At 59.6% G+C, this 19681-nt stretch carries 19 protein-coding genes and 1 riboswitch; of the genes, 12 read left to right on the forward strand and 7 right to left on the reverse strand.

The annotated features are described in order from the left end of the window. The first annotated feature begins 33 nt into the window (after nt 1-33). Nucleotides 34-573 carry a hypothetical protein gene (locus tag LRR79_RS07390; protein ID WP_231759719.1) on the forward strand — a complete coding sequence of 180 codons (540 nt, stop codon included), beginning with the start codon at nt 34-36 and terminating at the stop codon, nt 571-573. Here LRR79_RS07390 and LRR79_RS07395 read toward each other — a convergent pair. Next, entirely contained in the window at nt 562-1176 is a 615-nt protein-coding gene (locus LRR79_RS07395) for a DNA-3-methyladenine glycosylase I (protein ID WP_231759720.1), read from the reverse strand. The two genes, LRR79_RS07390 and LRR79_RS07395, sit on opposite strands and share 12 nt — an antisense overlap. A 98-nt stretch (nt 1177-1274) precedes the next feature. Beyond that, nucleotides 1275-1811, reverse strand: a complete 537-nt coding sequence (gene ppa, locus LRR79_RS07400) for an inorganic diphosphatase (RefSeq protein ID WP_231759721.1) — start codon at nt 1809-1811, stop codon at nt 1275-1277. A gap of 353 nt (nt 1812-2164) precedes the next feature. Here ppa and LRR79_RS07405 point away from each other — a divergent pair, with 353 nt between their 5' ends. The 3 genes from LRR79_RS07405 to LRR79_RS07415 are packed head-to-tail and all read left to right on the forward strand — an operon-like array spanning nt 2165 to nt 6243. After that, nucleotides 2165-3631 (forward strand): glutamine synthetase family protein, encoded by a 1467-nt coding sequence (locus tag LRR79_RS07405; protein WP_231759722.1) that lies wholly within the window; start codon nt 2165-2167, stop codon nt 3629-3631. Nucleotides 3632-3667: 36 nt separating this feature from the next. Then, nucleotides 3668-5065: an aldehyde dehydrogenase family protein gene (locus tag LRR79_RS07410; protein WP_231759723.1), complete on the forward strand. Its 1398-nt coding sequence runs from the start codon at nt 3668-3670 to the stop codon at nt 5063-5065. Nucleotides 5066-5073: 8 nt separating this feature from the next. Continuing rightward, nucleotides 5074-6243: an iron-containing alcohol dehydrogenase gene (locus LRR79_RS07415; RefSeq protein WP_231759724.1), complete on the forward strand. Its 1170-nt coding sequence runs from the start codon at nt 5074-5076 to the stop codon at nt 6241-6243. Nucleotides 6244-6254: 11 nt separating this feature from the next. Here LRR79_RS07415 and LRR79_RS07420 read toward each other — a convergent pair whose 3' ends face one another. The 4 genes from LRR79_RS07420 to LRR79_RS07435 are packed head-to-tail and all read right to left on the reverse strand — an operon-like array spanning nt 6255 to nt 10173. Beyond that, nucleotides 6255-7118 (reverse strand): choline kinase family protein, encoded by an 864-nt coding sequence (locus tag LRR79_RS07420; protein ID WP_231759725.1) that lies wholly within the window; start codon nt 7116-7118, stop codon nt 6255-6257. Next, complete coding sequence (gene pnuC, locus LRR79_RS07425; protein ID WP_231759726.1) at nt 7115-7753, reverse strand: nicotinamide riboside transporter PnuC; 639 nt, start codon at nt 7751-7753, stop codon at nt 7115-7117. Before pnuC ends, LRR79_RS07420 begins: the two co-directional genes overlap by 4 nt. A gap of 3 nt (nt 7754-7756) precedes the next feature. Beyond that, a complete protein-coding gene (locus LRR79_RS07430; protein WP_066966529.1) occupies nt 7757-8017 on the reverse strand; it encodes a YkoF family thiamine/hydroxymethylpyrimidine-binding protein in 261 nt (86 codons plus the stop codon). A gap of 14 nt (nt 8018-8031) precedes the next feature. Continuing rightward, entirely contained in the window at nt 8032-10173 is a 2142-nt protein-coding gene (locus LRR79_RS07435) for a TonB-dependent receptor (protein WP_231759727.1), read from the reverse strand. A gap of 51 nt (nt 10174-10224) precedes the next feature. Beyond that, nucleotides 10225-10340, reverse strand: a riboswitch (TPP riboswitch). Between the two features lie 144 nt (nt 10341-10484). Here LRR79_RS07435 and LRR79_RS07440 point away from each other — a divergent pair. From LRR79_RS07440 to LRR79_RS07470, 7 genes are all read left to right on the forward strand, one after another. Continuing rightward, nucleotides 10485-11483 carry an LLM class flavin-dependent oxidoreductase gene (locus LRR79_RS07440; protein ID WP_231759728.1) on the forward strand — a complete coding sequence of 333 codons (999 nt, stop codon included), beginning with the start codon at nt 10485-10487 and terminating at the stop codon, nt 11481-11483. Next, entirely contained in the window at nt 11476-11928 is a 453-nt protein-coding gene (locus LRR79_RS07445) for a hypothetical protein (protein ID WP_231759729.1), read from the forward strand. Before LRR79_RS07440 ends, LRR79_RS07445 begins: the two co-directional genes overlap by 8 nt. 4 nt (nt 11929-11932) lie before the next feature. After that, complete coding sequence (locus tag LRR79_RS07450) at nt 11933-12166, forward strand: hypothetical protein (protein WP_231759730.1); 234 nt, start codon at nt 11933-11935, stop codon at nt 12164-12166. Between the two features lie 181 nt (nt 12167-12347). Next, nucleotides 12348-12986 carry an RpiB/LacA/LacB family sugar-phosphate isomerase gene (locus LRR79_RS07455; protein WP_231759731.1) on the forward strand — a complete coding sequence of 213 codons (639 nt, stop codon included), beginning with the start codon at nt 12348-12350 and terminating at the stop codon, nt 12984-12986. Between the two features lie 116 nt (nt 12987-13102). Beyond that, the gene (locus LRR79_RS07460; RefSeq protein ID WP_231759732.1) at nt 13103-14047 is read left to right on the forward strand and encodes a GNAT family N-acetyltransferase; all 945 of its coding nucleotides are present in this window, start codon (nt 13103-13105) and stop codon (nt 14045-14047) included. Nucleotides 14048-14247: 200 nt separating this feature from the next. Then, complete coding sequence (locus tag LRR79_RS07465; RefSeq protein WP_231759733.1) at nt 14248-15057, forward strand: hypothetical protein; 810 nt, start codon at nt 14248-14250, stop codon at nt 15055-15057. 113 nt (nt 15058-15170) lie between these two features. Beyond that, nucleotides 15171-16559: a glutamine synthetase family protein gene (locus LRR79_RS07470; protein ID WP_231759734.1), complete on the forward strand. Its 1389-nt coding sequence runs from the start codon at nt 15171-15173 to the stop codon at nt 16557-16559. Between the two features lie 72 nt (nt 16560-16631). Here LRR79_RS07470 and LRR79_RS07475 read toward each other — a convergent pair whose 3' ends face one another. After that, nucleotides 16632-17900 (reverse strand): 6-phosphofructokinase, encoded by a 1269-nt coding sequence (locus tag LRR79_RS07475; RefSeq protein WP_231759735.1) that lies wholly within the window; start codon nt 17898-17900, stop codon nt 16632-16634. Between the two features lie 373 nt (nt 17901-18273). Between LRR79_RS07475 and mpl the strand changes: the two genes are divergently transcribed. Beyond that, a complete protein-coding gene (mpl, locus tag LRR79_RS07480) occupies nt 18274-19656 on the forward strand; it encodes a UDP-N-acetylmuramate:L-alanyl-gamma-D-glutamyl-meso-diaminopimelate ligase (protein WP_231759736.1) in 1383 nt (460 codons plus the stop codon). Nucleotides 19657-19681 lie beyond the last annotated feature (25 nt).

Consider the following 19681-nt stretch of genomic DNA (forward strand, 5'->3'; position numbering starts at 1 on the left):
CAACACTATCGAGATGATCAATGAGGTAAGGCTATGACCGAATCGACGTACAGCGTAATTTTCCGCGGCGATCTGGAGCCCGGGTACACGGTAGCGGACGTAAAAGCCAACTTCGCGCGCCTGTTCAAAGCTGGCCCGGACACCGTGGAAAAGCTGTTCAGCGGTCGTCCGCTCGCCATCAAGAAGGGGTTGAGTCAGGCGCAGGCCGAGCAGCTGCAGGCCACCCTGTCCCGTCATGGCGCGCTGTCTTCCCTCAAACCGGAAGGTGAGCCGCAGCAAGCTGCTCCGGCGCCCAGCCCCGCACCACAGCCCCAGCCGCCCGCAGCCGAGAAGGTGGATTCCGAAAGCGGTCTCTCTCTGGCCCCGATGGAGGGATATCTACTCAAGGACCACGAGCGCGCCAAGGTGGATCCGGTTCAGGTGCCGGTGAGCCATCTGAGCCTGAAGCCCGCCGGTGGAAATCTGGTTGAGGCCAGTGAGCAGCCGGCGCCCCCGTCTGTACAGGTTCAGGTGCCCAACTGGCAGCTGGGCAGTCACATCAGCGGCAAGGCGTCGTTCAAGCTACCGGACTGAAGGTCGTTTAAAGCGTTTTCTCGCCTTGTCGACCGCGCTGCGGGTCACGCAGCCTTGCACATGGTCATTGATCAGTCCCATCGCCTGCATAAATGCGTAAATGGTGGTGGGACCGACGAACTTCCAGCCGCGTTTTTTCAGATCTTTGGAAATGGCTGTCGAGACGTCAGAGGTGGAAACACTCTGCGGCGCGGTATCTGTAGATTCTTTTGGTTCAAACTGCCAGAAATAGGCGGCCAGTGAGCCTCCCTGTTTCACCATTTCCCGGGCGCGCTGGGCGTTGTTGATCACCGCTTCGATTTTGCCCCGGTGCCGTACTATCCCCGCATCCTGCAGCAGCCGCTCAACGTCCTGTTCGGAAAATTTCGCCACCTTGTTGAAGTCGAACTGCTTGAAGGCTGCGCGAAAGTTTTCCCGTTTGGCGAGGATGGTTCGCCAGCTGAGCCCGGACTGGAACCCCTCCAGACAGATCTTCTCGAACAGGCGCTGGTCGTCGTCCACCGGAAAACCCCACTCGTTGTCGTGGTAGGGGAAGAAGTCATCGGTGGCGGCACACCAGCCGCAGCGGGGCTTGCCGTCGGGGCCGTTGACGGTATCTGGCATGAAAGCTGCTCCGGAAATATTGATGAGGCTATTTAACGGGCACAAAAAAGCCGGCGCAAGGCCGGCTTTCGGAAAGATCAGGTGATCGCCAGTGGGGATCAGCCCTCTTCCTTCAGGTAGCGCTCGCGGGAGGCCATCACTTCTTTGCGTGCGGTGTCAGCGTCGGCCCAGCCGTCTACTTTCACCCACTTGCCTGCTTCCAGTGCTTTGTAGTTTTCGAAGTAGTGCTCGATCTGCTTGATCAGCAGCTCCGGCAGGTCGCCGATTTCGTTCACGTGGTCGTACAGTTTGGTCAGCTTGGTGTGCGGTACCGCCAGCAGTTTGGCGTCGACACCGGATTCGTCGGTCATGTTCAGAACGCCGATCACGCGGGAGCGGATGACGGAGCCAACCATTACCGGGTAAGGGGCTACAACCAGCACGTCCAGGGGGTCGCCGTCTTCAGACAGGGTCTGGGGTACGTAGCCGTAGTTGGCCGGGTAGAACATGGGGGTAGCTACGAAACGGTCTACGAATACCGCGTCTGCGTCCTTGTCGACTTCGTATTTGATCGGATCGTGGTTGGCCGGGATCTCGATGATTACGTTGATATCGTTGGGCAGGTCTTTGCCTGGAGAAACCTTGTCGAAGCTCATTGCTGGTCCTGACTAATGTGTGATCGGAAAATTTGGAGGCCGGATTATATACCCTGAGCGGTCGCTAACATAGTCGTGAATTTGGGGCACAGTGGCGGGGCCGCTCACGGGTAAAGCCTTGCAAGACACGAGCTAGGCGCCCCCCCTTAACCCATCCATGGGGGCTCTTCCACGAGGTGGCCCGGCCGTTCCAGGCATTCACGGCGCCTTCGGCCCCTCTCGCGGAAGGTCTTGCAAGGCTTTACCCGCAATCGCCCCCTTCGCACAGCACATCGCTGCGTTGACTATGCTTGAGGGCAAGAATCCACCTGCCTTGATCGCATGACGCGGTGGTCACAATAACGGAGCTTCTCATGGACGAGTCCACCGAACTGCCGCCTTCCTCGCCGGCATCCGTCACCACATCGGTCTCTGCCCCTTCCCCCGCGGCCAATGGCACGCCCCGGGCGCTGAATCCCCGCGAGGTGCGCACGGTGGCCGACGCCAGGCGGATTGTGGAAGCGCGCAACCTGACCCATGTAAAGGTGGGGCTGTTTGATAACGACGGGGTGATGCGCGGCAAGTATATGAGCCGGGAGAAGTTTTTCTCCGCCCTCGACAAGGGCTTTGCCTTCTGCGATGTGGTGCTGGGGTGGGATATCCAGGATCAGCTGTACGATAACGCGCGCTATACCGGCTGGCACACGGGCTATCCGGATGCGCCGGTGCGGATTCTGCCCCATAGCTGCCGCGAAGTGCCGTTTGAAGACGGTATGTTGCTGTTTCTGGCGGAGTTTGAGGGGGCGGCGGAGGCGGTGTGTCCGCGGGCTCTGTTGCGCAGGGTTATCGAGCGCTGCGAGAAGGCGGGGTTTGTGCCGTTTGCGGCGCTGGAGTACGAGTTTTTCCTGTTTGATGAGACGCCGGATTCTGCCCGCGCCAAGGGATATCGGGATCTGAAGCCGTTTACACCCGGCTGGTTCGGTTATTCCACGATTCGCAATTCGGTGCACGCGGATCTGTACCACGAAATTCTGGCGTTTGCCGAGGAGATGGATTTTCCCATCGAGGGGCTGCATACAGAAACGGGCCCCGGGGTGCTGGAGGCGGCGATCACGGTGGATCACGCGGAGGCGGCCGGTGACAAGGCGGCGCTGTTCAAAACCTTTATCAAGGTACTGGCGCAACGGCGCGGTTTGATGGCGACGTTTATGGCCAAATGGTCCAACGATTACCCCGGCCAGAGCGGGCATATCCACGTGTCGCTGCGCAATAAAAGCGATGACACCTCGGCGTTTTTTGCCGAGGGTCAGCCCCATTCCATGAGCGATATTCAACGGCATTTTCTGGCCGGGCAGCAGCGGCTGATGCCAGAGCTGTTGTGCATGGTGGCGCCCACCATCAACAGTTACCGGCGCATGATCCCCGGTTTCTGGGCGCCGACCGATGCCACCTGGGGTGTGGAAAATCGCACCGCGGCACTGCGGGTCATCCCCGGCAGTGATCAATCCCAGCGTCAGGAATATCGCCTTGGTGCCGCCGATGCCAATCCTTATCTCGCTCTCGCAGTGGCGCTGGGCTCCGGTCTTTACGGCATCGAACAGCAGTGGCAGCCGGGCGAGGCGGTGGAAGGGAATGCCTACGAGAGCGAACACCCCGATGAACTGGCACTGCCGCGCACTCTCTGGGACGCGGCACAGCGGCTCAAGCAGTCTGCCGCGGCGCGGGACCTGTTTGGGGAGGCGTTTGTGGAGCATTTCGCCGCGAGCCGGGAGTGGGAAGAGCGCGAATACCGCAAACATATCGGCGACTGGGAATTGCAGCGGTACTTCGAGATTATCTGATTCCAATTTTTATTCAGGCAGGAAGCCCATAGATTTATGCAAAAACTCCAGTGCATTTCCCCCATCGACAACCGGGTTTATGTCGAGCGCCCACTGGCCACGGAATACGAGATTCAGAACGCGCTCAGCGGCGCGCAAGGTGCCCAGCAGCACTGGCGGCAGGTGCCGGTTTCCGAGCGCGCCGCACTGGTGCGTGCCGCGGTAAAAAACCTGCAGCAGAAAAAAGCGCAACTGGCGGAAGAGATCTGCTGGCAGATGGGCCGCCCGATTCAGTACGCCGGCGGTGAAATTGATGGCCTAGCGGAGCGTGCGCTGTATATGGCGGATCTCGCCGAGTCTGCGCCGGGGCCGCTGGGGGATATCCCGCTACCGGAGAAGTCGGGCTTCACCCGGTTTATTCGCCGGGAGCCACTGGGTACCAGCTTTGTGATCGCGCCGTGGAATTACCCCTACCTGACCGCCATCAATGCGATCGCGCCGGCCATTCTCGCCGGCAACAGTGTCATTCTGAAGCACTCCGCACAGACGCCGCTGTGCGCCGAACAACTGGTGGCCGCCTTTACCGAAGCGGGACTGCCGCCCGGGGTGTTCCAGTATCTGCATCTGGATCATCGCGATGCGGAGCAGGTTCTGATCAACGGTGGTGTCCAGCATGTGGCATTTACCGGCTCGGTGGCCGGCGGCGCCGCGGTAGAGAGTGCGGCAGCCGGGCGCTTCCTCTCTGTCGGGCTGGAACTGGGTGGCAAGGATCCGTCCTATGTGCGCGCCGATGCGGACCTGGAATATGCCGTGGCGTCCATTGTGGACGGCGCTTTTTTCAATTCCGGTCAGTCCTGTTGTGGCATAGAGCGGGCTTACGTCCACGAATCCCTGTTTGATGAATTTGTGCAGCGGGCGACGGCGCTGATTCGCGAATACCGTCTGGGCCGTTCCGATGAACAGTCCACAACACTGGGGCCGTTGGTGCGCGCCAGTGCCGCGGATTTTGTGCGCGACCAGATTGACGAGGCCCTGGCCCAGGGCGCGCAGGCGCATATTGATGACGGTGACTTTGCCCTGGATCAGCGCGGCAGTGCTTATATGGCGCCGCAACTGCTCACCAGCGTCAATCACAATATGCGGGTGATGAGCGAGGAATCCTTTGGCCCGGTGTTGGGGGTGATGCCTGTGGCGGACGACGGAGAAGCGCTGGCACTGATGAACGACAGCGAGTACGGCCTCACCGCCGCCATTTACTCCGCCGATGCCGAGGCCGCGCTGGCGCTCGGGGACCAATTGCAAACCGGCACCGTATTTCTGAACCGCTGCGACTATCTCGACCCGGCCCTGGCGTGGACCGGGGTCAAAAATTCCGGTCGCGGCTGCACCCTGTCCGGCGTCGGCTTTGAACACCTTACCCGGCCGAAATCTTTTCACTTCAAACTTGAGCCTTGAGACAGACCATGTCCGACAATCCATTTTTTACCAGCTGGAACTACCCCACCGCCATGCGTGTCGGGCCCGGGCGTGTCTGCGAGTTGCCGCAGCTGTGCCGCGAGATGGGGATGGCATCACCGATGCTGGTGACCGATCCCGGCCTCGCGGCACTGCCAATAATTCAGGGTGTGGTAGAGAACTGCCTGGTGGCCGGGGTGCCGCTGACGGTGTTCAGTGACATCAAGGGCAACCCCACCGGCAGGAATGTGAGCGACGGGGTTGCCGTCTTCAGGGCTCATGGCTGCGATGGTGTGATTGCGTTCGGCGGCGGCTCTGCGCTGGATGCGGGCAAGGCGATTGCCTTGATGGTCGGGCAGACCCATCCCATCTGGGAATTTGAAGATGTGGGAGACAACTACCTCAAGGTCAATACCCGGGGCATGGTGCCGGTAATTGCGGTGCCCACCACTGCCGGAACCGGCTCGGAAGTGGGGCGCTCGTCAGTGATTACCGACGAAGACGCCAAATTAAAGAAAATCATTTTTCACCCGCGCATGCTGCCGGAAATTGTTCTGCTCGACCCCGAGCTGACTCTGGGGCTACCGGCACCGATTACCGCGGCGACGGGCATGGATGCACTGTCCCACAACCTGGAAGCCTTCTGTACGAATAACTTCCATCCCATGGCGGAGGGTATTGCCCTGGAGGGGATGCGTCTGATCAATGTGTACCTGCCGCGGGCGGTAGCCGATGGCAATGATCTGGAGGCGCGAATGCAGATGCTGGTGGCTTCCAGTATGGGCGCCACCGCCTTTCAGCGCGGGCTCGGTGCCATGCACGCGCTGGCCCATCCCCTGGGTGCCCGGTACGACAAGCACCATGGCCTGCTCAACGCAATCCTCATGCCCTATGTACTGAGCGCCAATCAGGTTGCGATTGAGGAGCCGATGAGCCGGCTGTCCCGCTATCTGGCGTTGCCCACTGCGGGCTTTGCGGGGGTGTTGGACTGGGTACTGTTTCTCCGCCGGGACTTTGGCATTCCGCATACGCTGGCGGAAATCGGTATTGGTGAGGAAGACGCGGATCTGGTCGCGGGTATGGCCGCCGCGGACCCATCGGCGCCGGGCAATCCGTTGCCATTTTCTACAGATGATTACCGCGGTCTCTTTCTAAAAGCCTGTCGCGGTGACCTTTGAGGGGCGGGGAATCAAACCAGTTCTGCTGTCAGGGCACGGATTTCCGATTGCAACGCCGCCGTCGACAGGGGTGGTGACGCTTTGCCGTTGCGTTGAACCCCGTACCAGAGAATCGACAGATAGCGGTACACCTGCTGCCACCGCTGGAGTTTTTCCAAATCCCCATCTTTGACAGGGCGTTGTAAATACCCCTCGAGTAGCGTCTGCTGCTGATCATTCTTCATTTCAAACCCGAGGGTTACCGTGGCCAGATCGAAAAACCGGTGGCCACAGGCCGCGTATTCCCAGTCGATGGCGCGCAGCACGCCGGTGTTATCCACAAGCAGATTGCCGGGCAGCAGGTCGTTGTGACACAGGCAGTGATTGTCTGTCTGCTGGCTGCAGTGGATTAGCCGCGGCTGTATTTTTTCCCGCAGCTGTTTTAGCGACGCACGCAGAGGGTCGCTCGGTTGGATTGATTGCCAGTAGGTTTCGGCTTTCGCGGCGTAATCAAGATGGGTGCCAGTCTGTGGCAGTCGGTGTAATTGACGCAGCAGACGTGACAGATCGGCGATCGCGTTCGGCCGTGTCAGTGTCAGCGGGGTGGCGTCAATAAAGCGGGTGATCAGGTAGCGATGGCCCGGGTCGCTATACACCAGCGGAGCACTCAGATTGGCTTTACTGGCGTGGGTGAGGGCTTCCACCTCTGCGCTGCGGTTCAGGTCCAGTGCGCTGGAATTGGCAGCATTAATGCGCAGTACCAGTCTGTCGCTGCCGGTCTGAATGAGAAAACTGTGATTGGTCAGCCCGCCCCCAAGAGGGCGGATGTATCGCGGTGGCTGGTCGCTCCAGTGTTGCCATTCTTCGGCGAGGAGTGTGTCGACCAGATTCTTCATGTGGCGAGGGCTTGTTCTGGCTCAACCTTTTGCCGGCGGTAGAGCGCGTACCACTGGAAAAAGCCGATAACGACGAGCACCACGTAGAGGACGAACAGCAGGGCGGTGAGATACATGCCGCGGTCGACATACAGATAGATGGCGGCGCCGTCGATGACGATCCAGTAGAGCCAGTTTTCCAGCACCTTGCGGGTCACCATGTAAGTGGTGATCACGGCTCCCCAGGTGGTGAAAGAATCCAGATAGGGGAGGGCGGCGCTGGTGTAATTGTCCAGCACATAGCCGAAGATCAGCGTGAGTGCGCCAACCCCCGCGAAGGCCCCAAGGTGCATGGCTGCAGACCAGCGGTGGATATGCAGCTTTTCGCCGTCTCTATTGCGATGCCGCCACTGCCACCAGCCGTATACGGCGATTACCAGATAAAAAATCTGCAGTGCCGATTCCATCAACAGACTGACATCCCAGAACAGGAACAGGTAGATTCCGGTACTGGCAAAGGCGGCGTACCAGCACAGGATGTTTTCCCGCATGGCGAGCAGCAGGTAGGCCAGTGCCAGTACCACCGCGGCCACTTCCCACAGGGACATGGCAGCCATGGATTGGGCGATGGCTTCGCGAATTTCCGGGGAGAACATGGATCAGAGCCCGATATTAGGGTTGAGATCGCCGTCGATAAATTTACACACGAAAATCGCGCGCCCGAACTGTTCCCAGGATTTGCGCATTTCCGCTTTCAGTACGTCCATCACTACATCGTAGTCACCGAATACCTGGGTGCTCATGGTGTTGGAGATCACCTGCAGCTGCGGCTGCTCATTCAGGCGCTGGATAAAATCCTTGATCGCCGGGATGTACTCGTCTTTCAGTGGGTACATGCTGATTTCTACGGAGAGTTGCATATCAATATTCCCAATTAAAAGGTGTAGCTGCCGGAGATGCCCGCGGTGCGCGGTTCACCCAGCTGGTAGTAGGCTTCCGGGGCATAGCCGTTGGCCGGGTTGTTGCCGAACTGGTTGCTGAAGTAGAAACCGCGAGTGTAGATCACCTCGTCGGTCAGGTTTCTGCCCCACAGGGAAAGATCCCAGTTGTCGCCGCGATAGGTAAGGCGCGCATTGACCAGTTCATAGGCGGTGGATTTTTCATTGTGGCTGTTGGAGAAATAAAAATCGTCCTTGCCTTCCAGTTCCACCCGTCCACTCAGATTGCTGGTGAAGGCGTATTCGGCACCGGTAACGTACTGGTAATTCGGCGCGTGTGCCAGGTCGCGACCGTTGAGATCTACCGGTGAAGTGTCGCCGGTGTTGTCATCGCGGCCGTCAACGTGCGTGCTGCTGACAAAGTCTTCGAATTCCGCATTCAGCCAACCAATGGTGGCGAAGAGTTGCAGGGCATCGCTGGCCTGGAAGTTGATTTCTGCCTCAATACCGGTGCTGTGACCGCCGGCGGCATTGGCCAGATAGTCGTCGAAGGAAAAGTCTTCCGGGTTGAAAATGGATTGCTTGGCCTGAACATCGCTGCGGTCCTGGTAGAAAGCGGCGAACTGCGCCTGCAGGCGGTTTTCCAACCAGTCACCTTTTACGCCGAGCTCATAGTTCAGCATGCTTTCGGTATCGAACAGGAAGGTCTCGCTGCCGATGGCCGGGTTGTTTTCCGACGCCGAAATAATGCGGCCGTTGACGCCGCCGGCTTTGTAGCCGCGGGACAGGGTGCCGTAGAGCATGGTGTTGTCGGTGGCGCTGAACTGCAGGGTGATATTGCCGCCCCACAGGTCTTCGCGGGTGTCGCTGGCGACTTCGAGATTGTCATCGTAGTCCGCGCGGCGCTGTTCCAGTCGCAGGCCGGTAATCAGTTCAAGGCGGTCGCTCAGTGCGGTATTCAGCTGCCCGTAAATAGCGGCGTTATCGGTATCGAACTGGCTGGCAAAGCGGGCATTGCGCTCCAGTGCCTCTTCTTCGGTGCGCAGATAGACACCCGCCACCCAGCCGGTGCTGTCGCCAAACAGGCGACTTTCTTCAGTGGATACCAGGCGCACATCGGCGCTCAGGTTGTCGCGGTCACGCAGGTAGTTGTCGGTGGAGACGTATTCCCAAGGGTGGAAGCCTAGATAAGACCAGTCTTCGTCGTAGCCGTATTCGGTATCGGAGCTGGCGGCACTCAATACGGAGTGGACGGTAAATAGTGTGTTGCCGCTCCACTGGGCGCTCACCGCACCGGCCAGGGTTTCCTGGCGGTCGTGGCCGGGCTGGTCGGACTGGGTGGTGCGGCTGTTGTCGAAGCTGAAGGCGTCGTAGCCGTTGTCCGCATCCAGGTAGAAGAGGGTGAAGTCCAGTTGCAGGTCGTCGCTGGCCTGGTAGCGCAACTTGCCGCGGGCCACGGTCTCGTCGATATTGTTGGTGTCTTTGCGATCCAGGTAACGGTTGTACACATAGCCGTCGGACTGCTGGTTCTGCACCGCAAAGCGGTAGCTCAGTTGTTCCGAGAGGGGGCCGCTGGTGATTGCGGACACCGTGTGGGCGCCATAGCGCGCGGCTTCGGCGGATATCTTGCCGGTGTGCTCGGCAGTCGGCGCATTGCTGGTCATGCTCACCAGACCGGCCAGCGCGTTGGCGCCATACACGGTGCCCTGGGGGCCGCGCAGGATTTCCACCTGCTGCATATCCAGGGTGCTGGCGGCGAGGCCGAGGCCGGTAAAGTCGATACCATCGACGATCAGTCCCACGGAGGGATTCACCGGGTCGATAAACTGGCTGCGCTCGCCGATACCGCGGATCTGTACAAAGCGTCCGCGGGAGGCACCGCTGGAGAAGTTCACATTGGGCGCCAGGTTCAGCAGCTGCTCAAGGTTGCTGGCGCCGCGGGTCTCGATGGCGGCGGCGTCCAGTACACTCACACTGGTGGGGGTGTCGAGCTGGCTGCTGGCGCGCAGCTGACTGGTGACCACCACTTCCTCGATCGCGGTGTCCGCGACCGCGGTGGCGCTGATCAACGCGGTTACCACACCAATAGCGTGGGCAAGGGTATGGGCGAGTGGTTTAAAAGCGTTATTGGTTTTCATGGCTCTCTCGTACATATCGGTGAGAGACCCGGAGCGCGACGTGAAGTGGGGAGCTGGAGGACTACCTATTCCTACGCCGGTATTAGCCGGATCAGGTTCAAGGGTTTCCTGCAGAATCGTAAAAGATCCCGCAGCATCTCAGGCTTTCGCCACCCCTTAGGTTGTGCAGTAGGTTTTGCGGGCGCGATCCTATCAGATAAGCGAAGTGGCAGGAACTGTGGTGTGCGTGGCGAACAGGTTCGCTACGATGGTCATATCTGAACCCTCCTTTGCGCCAGCTTGCGCAAGGCCAAACGCGTACAGGAGTTGATATGCGCGCTTTTTCACTGCTGGATCTATCCCCCATTACCGAGGGGAGTGACGCCCGCACGGCATTGTTGAACTCTCTGGATCTGGCACGCCACGCCGAAGGTGCCGGTTACTGCCGCTACTGGATGGCAGAGCACCACAATATGACCGGCGTGGCCAGTGCGGCGACCGCGGTGGCGCTCGGCCATATCGCCGCGGGTACCAGCAAGATTCGCGTTGCCGCCGGCGGGGTGATGCTTCCCAACCACGCGCCGCTGGTGATTGCGGAACAGTTCGGCACCCTGGCGGCACTCTACCCGGACCGGGTGGATCTGGGGCTGGGGCGGGCACCCGGTACCGATGGTGCCACCATGACCGCCCTGCGTCGGGATCCGTTGCACGCGGCGGACCAGTTTCCGGAGGACGTACGCGAGTTGCTGCACTACTTCGCCCCGGAAACACCCGGCCAGCGGGTACGGGCCGTGCCGGGGGCCGGATTGCAGGTGCCCATCTGGTTGCTGGGCTCCAGTCTCTACAGTGCGCAGCTGGCGGCGGCCATGGGACTGCCGTTTGCCTTTGCCTCTCACTTTGCCCCCGCCATGCTGGATCAGGCGTTGCATCTCTATAGAACACAGTTCAAGCCGTCGGAATCGCTGGCAGAGCCCTATGCGGCCGCGGCGATCAATGTGTTTGCTGCGGACGACGCGGTTGAGGCGCGCAAGCTGATGACGTCCATCGAGCAGCAGTTTGTCGCCCTGCGCCGGGGCACCCCCGGTAAAATCAAACCGCCGGTGGACGATCCGGAATCCATCGCCGCTCCCGCCGAGCGCATGCAGGTGGCGCAGGCACTGGCGGAGAGTGCGGTGGGCACGCGCGACACCGTCGCCGAGTGGATTGATGGATTTCTCGAACGCACCCGGGTGGACGAGCTGATTGTTACCGGCGCGATTTACGATCACCGCGCGCGGCTGCGCTCCTTCGAACTGGCGGCGGACGTATTGCGGGAGCGGGTCGATGGTTGATACGGACCCCATGGATCGAGCGGTGCACTGGCGGTGGTTTCTCGCCCACTTGCTGTTTGTGCTGGTGGCCTGGACGCTGTTTATTAAATACCTGTTTCCCATCGCTGTGGCCCTGTCCAGCGGCACCCCCTGGCACAGCCATGTGTACTGGGATCTGTGGCCGCTGGCCCATCTGTGGCTGGGCTGGGCGCTGCTCAGACAGCCGGGTTACCTGCGCATCCTGGCGATCGCGATGGCAGCGATCGAAATCGTGATTATCGTCACCAAGTTTGCACTGTTTCTGGCGGAGCCCCAGTGGGATATCTGGCGCACCAACTGGTTCGTTAACAAGGTCTTCGTACTCAGCTGCTTTGTTCTGGTTCTCGCTACCGCAGTGGCGCGGCCGCGTGCATTGAGCGCTCAACCGCGCGATTCCCGCGAATACGCGGACGGCGCATATAAATGAAAACATGACCGCCGGCGCGTATGGGGGAAACCTTCTGGCCGCTGCAGTAAGTATCGGTATTTTCCTGGTTGCCCTGCATGGCTGGGCCCGGTGGCTGGCCTGCCTGGTTCGGATCATTCTCTCCGCCCTTACCCTGCAGGTACTGGGCGCTCCCTGGTGGCCGGCCCTGGTTGCGGTAGCTGCAGCGGTGATGGGCGGACTGCTTGGTGATTTGCGGTCACTAAATTCCCGAACTTGAAAATTTTGGCTTTGCAGTGCTGCCTTACCGGTTTTTATTAATCGGCCAAACACATATAATCCCGTAACTAAAAATTCGCCCGCATCGGCCCGTTCTGTTCGAATTTTGATCGGCTGTCGATGGCGATCCCTGTCCACCCGTCCTGTCACCGCCAGAGTCGGGGTCAACCGGAGACCAAATAATGAAAATCGCACTGATGAATGAATTCAGCCAGGCATCCAAAAATGCCGTGGTCCTGAAAGAGCTGCAGGATGTTGCCGGCGAGCTGGGCCACACCGTGTACAACACCGGCATGAGCGACGACAACGATCACCGCCTGACCTACATCCACCTTGGGATCATGGGCAGTCTGCTGCTGAATTCCAAAGCCGTGGACTTCGTGGTGAGCGGCTGCGGTACTGGTCAGGGCGCTTTGATGTCCCTGAATGCCTATCCGGGCGTGACCTGTGGCTATTGTATCGATCCGGCAGACGCCTTCCTGTTTGCCCAGATAAACAACGGCAACGCACTGGCCATTCCGTTCGCCAAGGGTTTCGGCTGGGGCGCGGAACTGAATATCCGTTATATTTTCGAAAAAGCCTTCACCGGCGTAAAAGGCCAGGGCTACCCGCCAGAGCGCAAAGAATCTCAGGTGGCCAACGCCGGCATCCTGAATCACATCAAGGAAGCCACCGGCAAAGCCTATCTGGACGGTCTCAAGGCCATCGATCTGGAGCTGGTAAAAACCGCCGTCACTGGCGAGCGCTTCCAGGCCTGCTTCTTTGAAAACAGCCAGGACCAGGAACTGACCGACTTCGTACGCAGTGTGTTGGATTCCTGAGTGAAGCTGCGCTGACAACCGGCGCAGTTTTCAAAAGGCCGCCGCGGAAACTCCGGGGCGGCCTTTTTTGTTATAGTCGCTCCTTACTTTTCGTGTCTGGCGAGGGACCTGCGCAGATGTCTGAAAGAAACCAGAATACGACCGTGCCCTACGTGCAGGAAGGCGAACGGGTTTTCCTGTTCGACGGGGTTTGTCGGCTGTGTTCCTTCTGGGCGCGCTTTCTGCTGAAGTTCGATCGCCATCGCCGCCTGAAACTCGCCACCGTACAGTCTGATGAGGGGCAGGCGATCCTGTCGTTTTTCGATATGCCCCTCGATGAATACGAAACCCTGCTTCTGGTTGAAAATGGCCAGATGTATGTAAAGTCGGACGCGATACTGCGTATTCTAAAACTGCTCCCATTTCCCTGGCCGGCACTCAGCTGCTTTCGACGGATACCACTGTCGGTGCGCGACTGGATTTACGACCGTGTCGCGCGGAACCGGTATCGGTTGTTCGGGAAAAATTCGGTGTGTGCCGCGCCTCGCGCAGAAGATGAATCGCGTTTTATCAGCAAAAAAAAATCCCTCTTAATGGAAATACGCGAAGCATTACAGACGGACTTTGAGCAAGTCTGGCCCATCTTTTACCAGGTGGTCAGCGCCGGTGAGACATACGCCTACGCGACGGAAACCTCGCGGGAGGAGGCGTACAAGATCTGGATGGAAGCGCCGCGCAAGACCTTTGTCTGCGAGGAAGATGGGGAAATTCTGGGTACCTACTACCTGAAAACCAATCAGCCTGGCCCTGGTGCGCATGTGTGCAACTGTGGCTATATGGTGGCAGCCAATGCCCGCGGCAGAGGGCTGGCTTCCGCCATGTGCGAACACTCGCAAAAAACAGCGCGCGAGCTGGGGTACCGTGCGATGCAGTTCAATTTCGTCGCCGTCACCAATGAGGGGGCGGTGCGCCTGTGGAAAAAGCTGGGGTTTGCTGAGGTGGGCCGCCTGCCCGGTGCGTTCAATCATCCCTCCGCTGGGTATGTGGATGCACTGGTGATGTACAAGAGGCTTGTCGATTGAAGTGAGCGAGGTAAAACCAGAGGGACTGGTGATAAATGGAGTTTACGATGGATCAAGGCAGGTTGCAGGAGGGTGCGGCTAAATGCTGCTGTGTCTGTGAAGAGCCTATTCCGATTCACCTGCGGTACACAATGGCCTCGAAAGATTGGCCTCACTGTGGTGCCCACGACTGCTCCCGATTGCTTTCACAGCAGGAAAGTATGCCGGAACCGTTGTTTCTCGCTCGGCTGTCCGCGTTAAAGTCGCAAACCCGAGAGCGCAAGGTTTACCGGCAGGACCGGGAACGGCGGATTCTCGCGCGGGTCGAGGCAGAAGAGGAGGAGAACCAACACCAGCTGGACTCCCTTCTGGCCACACGCACTGACCTGGATCGCGGTGACGTTCATCGGATGGTGATTCCTGCAGGACGCCGTAACGCGGTTCCACTCTCCAGCGCGCGTGTCGAAACGTATCGCGAACACCTGTTGGCGGTGGCCGCGGAAGCCGAGAATTACCTTTCGGTGGCGGACGTTTCTGAGGACCGGAATCTGCGCTCCGCCGCCATGTGCGTTCAACACGAAGAAGCGTTCTCGCCGGATTCCCGGGTGCAGAAAATCAGCGACCACATCTGCGGTACCTGCCGGGGAGCATGCTGTTCCTCCGGCGGTGAGACGGCGTACCTGTCGCCATTGAGTGTGCGTAAGGCAAGTGCCCTCTACCCGGATCTGGATAAGGACGGGATCATTGAGTTGTATCTTTCCCGCGTGGCGCCGGTGACCATTGAAAACGCCTGTATCAATCAGACCCCCGACGGCTGCAGTCTGCCGAGAGAACTGCGCTCGGACATCTGCAATGCGTATTTTTGTGATCCGTTGCTGGAGTACCATCGCGAAAGTGCCGAGCAGTCACCCAAGCCGGCGGTGTTGGCGATTCAGCGGGAGGCCACCTTTGGCGGCACTCTCGATCCCGACGCGTCAAATGCCATACTCGATGTGGTTCTGGTGACTGAAGACGGGGTGGAGCGCGCCTAGCAACCAGCGCTGTGGAAACAATACAAGTTCGAGCGGGGTAGCTTCTTTACGGGAGTATTTGCTTTACACTGCGTGCCTCAATTTCATTCCCTGGCGAACCTTGTGGAGCCTGTATGAGTCAGTCTGATGTGAATAACTGGCTGGATAACCTGCCCGAAGCCTTCCTCGCCTATCTGAATGGCCGTCGCCTGGATGAGGTCGAGTGCATTGTCCCGGATCTGAATGGCATGTCGCGGGGCAAGGCGATGCCGCTGAACAAGTTCTCCCCTGAAACGCCGATCTTCCTGCCTATCTCCATCTTCTACCAGACCATCACCGGCCAGGATGTGGAGATGGATATCGAAAACCAGTGGGCGGAAAGCGATATGGCGCTGGTGCCGGATATGTCCACCGCCATGGCGGTGCCCTGGGCAAAAACGCCGGCACTGCAGATTATTCACGACCTGCAGGATCTCGACGGCAACCCGATTCCCTGCGCGCCGCGCAATGTGCTGAAGCGGGTGATTGCCATGTACCGGGCGCGGGGCTGGCAGCCGATTGTGGCGCCGGAGCTGGAGTTCTATCTGACCCGGCCGAATGTGGATCCCAACGAACCGATCCAGCCGCCCATCGGTCGCAATGGTCGCTCGGGCACTTCCCTGCAGTCCTATTCCATGACCGCCATCGACGAATACGGCCCGGTTATCGATACCATTTATGAGTTTGCCGAGGCCGCGGGCCTGCATATCGACTCGGTGATTCAGGAAGACGGCGCCGGCCAGGTGGAGTTCAACCTGCCTCACGGCGATCCGCTGCTGCTCGCCGACCAGGTGTTTTACTTCAAGCGCATCATCCGCGAGGCGGCGCTGAAAAACGGTATGTTTGCCACCTTTATGGCCAAACCCATGCGCGATCAGCCCGGCAGTGCCATGCATATTCACCAGAGTGTGGTGGACGTCCATACCGGCGGCAATGTGTTCTCAGCGGAAGACGGCAGTGCCTCGGACCTGTTCCGCTACTTTATCGGTGGCACCCAGAAACATTTGCGGGAAATCATGCCGTTTATCGCGCCGAACGTGAATTCCTACCGCCGCTATGTGCTGTCGGACAATTCCAGTGCGCCGACCAATATCGGCTGGGGCTACGACAATCGTGCCACCGGCCTGCGGGTACCCAATTCCGGAGCCCAGGATCGCCGTCTGGAAAATCGCGTGGTCGGGGTGGATGCCAACCCGTATCTGGCAATTGCCGCGAGCCTGGTGTGTGGATACCTGGGGATGATCAACGGTATCGAGCCGAGCGCCCCGGCGGCGTCGGAGCTGGATGAGGCTCAGGAGGAAAGTTTCTATATCCCGCTGACCTTTGATGAAGCGTTGCGTATCTTTGACGACGCGGACGAGCTGCGTCAGACCCTGGGGGAGGATTTCTGTCAGTTGTACGCGGCGGTGAAGTACGAGGAGATGCGCCTGTTCCACCGGGAGATTTCCCCCTGGGAACGCCAGCACCTGCTGTTGAACGTGTAGCGGGTCGCCAGAACAGAAAAGGCCCCAACCGGAAACCGGTGGGGCCTTTTTTATTGCGGGAGCCTGTGACGGTTAAACGTCGAAGCCTTCCTTCAGTTTCTTTTCCACCAGGGCCTTTTTCAGGCGGGCGTACTGGGGGACGCCGTTCTTGTAGGGTGGGTAGTCCTCGCCCTGGATCAGTGGCTCGAGGTAGTCGCGACCGGCCTGGGTGATGCCGAAACCATCCTCGGAAATGAATTCCTTGGGCATGAATTTTTCCACATTGGCCACCTCGGAAAGCGGCGCCTCACCGATGCTCCAGCTGTAGTCGGCGGCACCCGTGCCATTGCGCTCGATTGTCGGCATGATGGCATTCTTGCCGGCAGCCGCCGCTTCCACCGCGGCTTTCCCCACCGCGTAGGCCTGCTCCACATCGGTGGCCGAAGCAATATGGCGGGCGGCACGCTGCAGGTAGTCAGCCAGGGCCCAGTGGTACTTCAGACCCAGCTCGTCTTTGACCATCTTGGCCAGCGTCGGCGCCACACCGCCCAGCTGCTTGTGGCCGAATGCATCCACACTGCCGGCGTCTGCCAGGAAGGTGCCGTCTTCGTACTGGGCGCCCTCGGAGGCAACGATCACACAGTAGCCTTTGTCGTCGACAGTCTGCTGCACTCTGGCGAGAAACTTTTCTTTATCGAAAGCGACTTCGGGCAGCAGGATAATGTGGGGGGCATCGCCTTCCTGTTCCTGAGCGAGAGCACCGGCGGCGGCGATCCAGCCGGCGTGACGGCCCATGACTTCGAGGATAAAGACCTTGGTGGAGGTGGCGCACATGGAGGCCACGTCCAGTGCTGCTTCCCTGGTGGAGACGGCAACGTATTTGGCCACGGAGCCGAAGCCCGGGCAGTTGTCGGTGAACGGCAGGTCGTTGTCCACGGTTTTGGGAATGTGGATCGCCTGGATGGGGTAGCCCATCTTTTCCGACAGCTGGGAAATCTTGAGGCAGGTATCGGCGGAATCACCGCCGCCGTTATAGAAGAAGTAGCCAATATCGTGGGCCTTGAACACTTCGATCAGGCGCTCGTACTCGGCGCGATTCTGTTCCAGGCTTTTCAGCTTGTAACGGCAGGAGCCAAAGGCTCCCGACGGTGTGTGGCGCAGGGCGGCGATGGTGTCGGTGGATTCCTGGCTGACGTCGATCAGCTCTTCCTTGAGGGCGCCGACAATGCCGTTGAGGCCGGCGTAGATGGTGCCGATCTTGTCGCTGTGCTGGCGGGCGGTCTCGATGACTCCGCAGGCGGAGGTGTTGATAACGGCGGTGACGCCGCCGGATTGCGCATAAAAAGCGTTCTTCTTCGACATGTCTATCCTATGGCTTCTCGTCAAAAGTCACCCGTAGCGTGGGGTGTTTTCGGCGGGCGGCTCTTGGCGGCTACCTCACGCGGCGCGAAGTCTAATGTATTCATATGGCAATTGCATGGAATTGCGGGCATTCGACACTTACTGTGGTAAAAGGCCGTGATAAGCTTGCGCGTCGTCGATTTTTCGAGCACTGCTGATACTTCCTGCCGTGGACCAGAGCAGAAGCAAAAAGCGCGCCGGGCCGCAGATGGCCTCGGATATTCCCGCAAGCGTGGAGATTGATTGCGTGAATGGGCAGTCTCAGGCGGCACCACGTGCGGCCGTGTGGGCCGGCGCTGGCGCGCTTCCGTATTGAATAGAGTGAACAACTGGCATGCATATACATATTCTAGGCATTTGCGGCACTTTTATGGGCAGCCTTGCGCAACTGGCCGTGGCCGAAGGGCACAAGGTCACCGGCTCCGATGCCAATGTGTACCCGCCCATGAGTACCCAGCTGGAAAATGCCGGGATCCTGCTGACCGAAGGGTACGACCCGGCCCAACTGGATCCGGTCCCGGATCTGGTCATTATCGGCAACGCCCTGTCCCGGGGAAATCCGGCGGTGGAAGCGGTGCTGGAAAAAGGGTTGCCCTATACCTCCGGCGCCCAGTGGCTGTGCGATCACTTCCTCGGTGGGCGCTGGGTGCTGGCGGTGTCCGGTACCCACGGCAAAACCACCACCGCGAGCATGCTGGCCTGGGTTCTCGACTACGCGGGGATGGACCCCGGGTTTCTGATCGGTGGCGTGCCGCAGAACTTCGATGTATCGGCGCGCCTGGGCAGCACGCCCTTTTTTGTGGTGGAGGCGGATGAATACGACACCGCCTTTTTCGACAAGCGTTCCAAGTTTGTCCACTGCCGCCCGCGCACGCTGATCATCAACAACCTCGAATTTGACCATGCGGACATCTTCGAGGATCTTGCTGCCATTCAGAAGCAGTTCCACCATCTGGTGCGCACCGTGCCCGCCAGTGGGCTGGTCATCGCCGCCCGGGAAGATGCGGTATCCCAGGTGCTGGAAGCCGGCTGCTGGAGTGAAGTGCAGCGCTTTGATGTCGAACACGCCGATGGTGTGCGCCTGGGGGACTGGTGCGCAGTGAACGTGTCGGCGGACGGTGGACACTTCGACGTGCAGCTGGAGGGCACCACCGTGGCCAGCGTGCAGTGGGAGCAAACCGGACTGCACAGTGTGAAGAACGGACTTGCGGTCATCGCTGCCGCGCGCCATGTGGGCGTCGAACCGGCCACCGCCGCGGAGGCGCTGGGTCAGTTTGGCGGAGTGAAGCGGCGTATGGAGTGTCTGGGGGAGATCCAGGGTATCCGGGTCTACGACGATTTCGCCCACCACCCCACAGCGATTGAAACCACCCTCAATGGGCTGCGGGCGAAGGTCGGCAGTGAAAAAGTCATTGCGCTGATTGAACCGCGCTCCAATACCATGCGTATGGGACACCATCAGAATCAACTGGCCCGAGCCTGCTCGGGGGCGGACCTGGTGCTCTGGTACCAGCCCGAAGGGATGAACTGGTCCCTGGATGAGGTGGTTCACCATTCCACCGTACCGGCAAAGGTTCTCCACAGCATCGACGCTGCGGTAGAATCCGTGCTCGAACTGTCTGGCCCCGGTAGCCACATCATTGTGATGAGCAACGGTGGCTTCGGCGGTGTACACCAGCGATTGCTCCACGCGCTGGAGCAGAGATACGGCAAATAGCCCCGCGCGGGGGCGGAAACGGATA

The sequence above is a fragment of the Microbulbifer elongatus genome, from assembly GCF_021165935.1.
In the GTDB taxonomy this organism is placed as follows: domain Bacteria; phylum Pseudomonadota; class Gammaproteobacteria; order Pseudomonadales; family Cellvibrionaceae; genus Microbulbifer; species Microbulbifer elongatus.